Source organism: Halorubrum sp. Ea8 (assembly GCF_002252925.1).
Classification (GTDB): Archaea; Halobacteriota; Halobacteria; order Halobacteriales; family Haloferacaceae; genus Halorubrum.
The window spans coordinates 1-4285 of record NZ_NHPF01000128.1 but is presented as its reverse complement, the minus strand read 5'-3'; the positions used below and the strand labels follow the sequence as shown (position 1 = coordinate 4285).

Sequence of the window (4285 nt, the reverse complement as noted above, 5' to 3'; positions counted from 1 at the left end):
CCGCCGCCTCCCTCGCGCGTGCTGTCGCCGGCGCGTAGCGCCGGCTTCCAGAGGGACCGAAGGTCCCTCGCGGCTCGGCCGCGGGCACGGCCTCGCAGGCACGCGCCGCTGCCGGATATGTATAAAAGCGTGAGCTCGATCCGCCGTTTCTCTGTCGATCACACCCGTTCGTCGAGTATCGTCTCGTCGCTGTGGCGGACTTCGACGCGCTCGGGGACCGGCGCCTCCGCGAACTCGATTATGACCTCGTAGGGGTGGGCTACGGCGACGTCCGGACACGCTTCCTCGTCCCAGTCCGGGTCGTATTCGGCGGTCAACCGGACCAGCAGGCGGTCGGCGTCGAGCGTCGCTTCGATCAGCTCGATCCGATAACACTCTCGCGAGCCGTCGAGCAGCCGTCCCCTGACGGTGAGCCGCGGCGGGTCGGCGTCGACCGCGCGGATCAGGACGGCGGCGTCGTGTGGATTCGGTTCGTCGGATTCGAACTCCCCGGTGTGCTCGCGGCGCAGCGTAAGTTCGGCGCCGTCGACGGTGTCGGGGACTTCTCCCCACGGCGGCACGGGACAGCCCGCGAGGGGGGCGGTCGAGACGGCCGTCGCAGTCGCGAGGAGGGCTCTGCGGCGCATGGCGGGGAACGGCCGGGCGGGCGAAGTAAGCTTTGTGACGGGACGATCCCACCGATCGATCGTTTCATACTGATAGCACGTCTCACGGTAACACGTATGAGCGACGACGACCGGATCCCCGTGACCGTCCTCAGCGGGTACCTCGGCGCCGGGAAGACGACGATGGTGAACCACCTGCTCGCGAACCCCGGCGACAGGCGGATCGCCGTCATCTTAAACGACATGGGCGAGGTGAACGTCGACGCGGAGCTGGTCGCCCGCGAGAACGACGAGGAGGGGATCGTCGACCTCTCGAACGGCTGTATCTGCTGTCGACTCCAGGACGACCTGCTGAGCGAGGCCGCGACGCTCGCGGAGTCGCGGGAGTTCGACTACCTCCTCGTGGAGTCGTCGGGCATCTCCGAACCGATCCCGGTGGCGCGGGCGTTCACGGAGGGGACCGATGCCTCCGAGATCGACCCCACCGAACGCTTCCGGCTCGACACGATGGTCACCGTCCTCGACACCTACGGGTTCTGGAAGGAGTTCGACGCCGGCGAGAGCCTGCCGGGCGACGGGGAGCCGGCCGCGGACCGACCCCTCGCGGACGTGCTCGTCGAGGGGATCGAGTTCTGCGACGTCCTCGTGTTGAACAAGACGGACATGGTCCCGGACGACGTCCTCGACGAGATCGAGTCGGTCGCCGACCGGATCGGCCCGCGGGCGAAACGGATCCGGACGAGCTACTCCGAGGTCGACCCCGGAGCGGTGCTCGGCACGGGACGGTTCGACTTCGAGACGGCCAAGCGGTCGCCCGGGTGGAAACGCGCGCTCGCGGAAAGCGAGGCGGACGGGCACGGCGGGGAGGAGGAGGCTCACGGCCACGATCACGACCACGCCGAGGGCGCCGCCGCGGCCCACGGGGTCGACTCGTTCGTCTACCGCTCCGCGAACGCCCTCGCCCCGGAGCCGTTCGCCGACTGGCTCGACGACTGGGACGGCGCCATCGTGCGGGCGAAGGGCGTCGCGAACGTCGCGGGCACCGACGAGGTCATCGGCGTGAGTCAGGCCGGCCCCTCGGTGCAGGCGGGGCCGATCGGCGAGTGGGGACCGGACGACGACCGCCGCACGCGGCTCGTGTTCATCGGCAGCGAGATGGAGGAGTCGCGGATCCGGCGAGAACTCGACGACTTGGCGGCGTCGGACCCCGAGGCGGTCGAGGGAGCGAGCGCGTTCCCGATCTGAATCGGTCCCGAGAGTCGGTCGGGCTCAGATTCCCAGTTCGGCCTGTAAGTCGTCCCACTCCTCGTGGAACCCGTGGGTGGACTCGGTCTCGGTGCCGACCGCCGACTGGTAGACGTCGTCGTACTTCAGCAGCTCGCCCCACCCGTCGTGGAACGCCCAGTTGCAGTACTTACACATACGGGTGCCCACGCGAGGGAGCGACATACCGGTTTCGGCGACCGGACTGAGAGCGGCTGTCGGGAGCGCGGGCGGTCGCGCGTCTCAGGGGCTCGGGCGGTCGCGCGTCCGAGAAGCGCCGGCGGTCGCGCATTTCGGGTCCGCCGACAGAGTGAACCCCGTCCGTGACGTACGGTAGCTATCGACGTGGCTCGGCCGCGGCGACACTCAACTATGGTCACTTACAGGCGGGGCGGACACGTCCAGGGCGACGACGAGGCGGTCGAGCGGCGCTGCGAGCACTGCGGCTGGCACTGCGTCGCGGACGGCTATCCGGAGCTCGTCTCGCGGTACCAGTCGCATCTCCGGGCGGAGCACCCGAAGGCGTGGCTCCGGACCTGATATCGGTGGCGGAAAAATCGGAACAGCGGATGCGAGGCGGCGCCTCGGCGACTCAGGGTTCGAGGAGGACCTTCGTGACGCCCTCCTCGCGGGCGTCGAACGCCTCGTACATCTCCGGGGCCTCCTCGAGGTCGACGCGGTGCGAGACCACCCAGCTCGGGTCGGCACGTCCCTCGATGATCATGTCGCGGAGGTACCGGTTGTACGACTTGACGTTACACTGGCCCGTGCCGCATTTGAGGCCCTTCTCGAAGAACTTCCCGAAGTCGATACCGAGCCGCCCCTGCGCGGCCATGTCGTCGGGCGCGCCCGGGTCCTCAGGGACGTAGAGGCCGGGGATGCCGAGCTCGCCCGTCGGCCGGACCACGCGGATGAGGTTGTTGATCACGACCGCCGGGTTCTCCTTGGCCGGCTGATAGGAGTAGTCCTCCGTCTCGGTGTCGACGTTGTCGGGGTCGGTCGCCTGATACCCGACCGCGTCGACGCCCTTGTCGACCATTCCGCCGTGTTCCTCGATGATCTGGTCGACCGGGTCGCCTTCGGAGAAGTCGATGGCGGTCGCGTCGCAGTGGTCCTCGGCCAGCTCCAGTCGGCTCGGGACCTGGTCGACGACGTAGATTTCGGCCGCGCCCTTGATCTTCGCGCTGTACGCGGCCATCAGCCCGACCGGCCCGGCGCCGAAGACCGCTACCGACTCCCCGGGCTGGAGGTTCGCCAGTTCGGTGCCGTGCCAGCCGGTCGGGAAGATGTCCGCGAGCAGCGAGAACGCGTCCTCGTGTTCGCGCCCCTCGGGCAGTTTCAGCGCGTTGTGGTCCGCGTACGGGACGCGAAGTTTCTCGGCCTGTCCGCCCGGATACGGCCCCATGGCGACGTAGCCATAGGCCCCGCCGGCGAAGCCGGGGTTGACGTTGGTACAGAAGCCGGTGTACCCCTCCTCGCAGTTCTGGCAGAACCCGCAGGAGACGTTAAACGGCATCACCACGCGGTCTCCCTCCTCCAGTGTCGAGACGGCCTCACCGACTTCGGAGACGATCCCCATGTTCTCGTGGCCGAACACGATCCCCTCCTCGGCCGCGGTCCGACCCTCGTACATGTGCAGGTCGGAGCCGCAGATACACGACGTCGTGATGTCGACGACGACGTCGTTCGGGTGTTCGATCTCCGGGTCATCTACCTCTTCTACGGCCACGTCGTACGGGCCTTGGTAAACAACAGCTTTCATGATGTGATCCAACCTAACGGAAAGCTTCGAGTATTCTAAATGTTTTTCCGTTACATAGATAGTTAATAAATTATGGTACAATTCAATTAATCGTCATGTACGTCGCGGTCGGCTGCCGGTGTGCCGAGGGGACGCAGTGGCGCGTCGACGGGGAGTCCGGCGGAGCGCAACGACTTTCCTGCGGCACGGTAAACGGAGGGTATGGACTGGCCACACGACCCCGACGGCGAGCAGGGCAGCGAGGGCAGGCGGCAGTACGGCCACGCCGTGCTCGCGAAGAAGATCGACGAGGAGGAGGACTTCCCGCTGTCGACCGCGGAGTACGTCGAGCAGTACGGGGACCACCCGATCCGGATCGACTACGAGACGGTCGTCTCCGTCGAGGAGATCTTCGAGGGCGTCGAGAAGGAGGAGTTCGCGGACTTCGTCGAGTTCCACCAGGAGCTCGGCCGCGTGATGCGCGAGAACGGCTACTGGTTCTACGAGGGTGCCGACCAGTTCGTCGACGGCAGCGCCTGAATACGAATCGGGGATAAACGTCTCGGACGCATCAGTCGTTCTCTTTTAAATAACTGCTTCGACGGCGGGCGACTCCAAAGCCCCAGCCGCGAGGAGTGCGGAGGCGACGCAAGCACCGCAGGGAGCGAGTGGGACG

6 protein-coding genes are annotated in these 4285 nt (G+C 67.0%); 3 read left to right on the top strand and 3 right to left on the bottom strand.

The window, feature by feature from the left end:
- Positions 1-158: 158 nt before the first annotated feature.
- The gene (locus DJ74_RS15375) at positions 159-626 is read right to left on the bottom strand and encodes a hypothetical protein (protein ID WP_094527804.1); all 468 of its coding nucleotides are present in this window, start codon (positions 624-626) and stop codon (positions 159-161) included.
- Between the two features lie 96 nt (positions 627-722).
- Here DJ74_RS15375 and DJ74_RS15370 point away from each other — a divergent pair, with 96 nt between their 5' ends.
- Positions 723-1850 (top strand): GTP-binding protein, encoded by a 1128-nt coding sequence (locus DJ74_RS15370; RefSeq protein ID WP_094527803.1) that lies wholly within the window; start codon positions 723-725, stop codon positions 1848-1850.
- A 24-nt stretch (positions 1851-1874) separates the two neighbouring features.
- Here the strand turns inward: DJ74_RS15370 and DJ74_RS19305 are convergent, their stop codons facing one another.
- Positions 1875-2027 carry a hypothetical protein gene (locus tag DJ74_RS19305; protein WP_170938320.1) on the bottom strand — a complete coding sequence of 51 codons (153 nt, stop codon included), beginning with the start codon at positions 2025-2027 and terminating at the stop codon, positions 1875-1877.
- Positions 2028-2240: 213 nt separating this feature from the next.
- Here DJ74_RS19305 and DJ74_RS19300 point away from each other — a divergent pair, with 213 nt between their 5' ends.
- Positions 2241-2408, top strand: coding sequence for a hypothetical protein (locus DJ74_RS19300; RefSeq protein WP_176451360.1), 168 nt, complete (start codon positions 2241-2243; stop codon positions 2406-2408).
- A gap of 52 nt (positions 2409-2460) precedes the next feature.
- Here the strand turns inward: DJ74_RS19300 and DJ74_RS15365 are convergent, their stop codons facing one another.
- A complete protein-coding gene (locus DJ74_RS15365) occupies positions 2461-3630 on the bottom strand; it encodes a glutathione-independent formaldehyde dehydrogenase (protein WP_094524742.1) in 1170 nt (389 codons plus the stop codon).
- Positions 3631-3831: 201 nt separating this feature from the next.
- Between DJ74_RS15365 and DJ74_RS15360 the strand changes: the two genes are divergently transcribed.
- Positions 3832-4149 (top strand): DUF5785 family protein, encoded by a 318-nt coding sequence (locus DJ74_RS15360; RefSeq protein WP_094524741.1) that lies wholly within the window; start codon positions 3832-3834, stop codon positions 4147-4149.
- Positions 4150-4285: the final 136 nt, after the last annotated feature.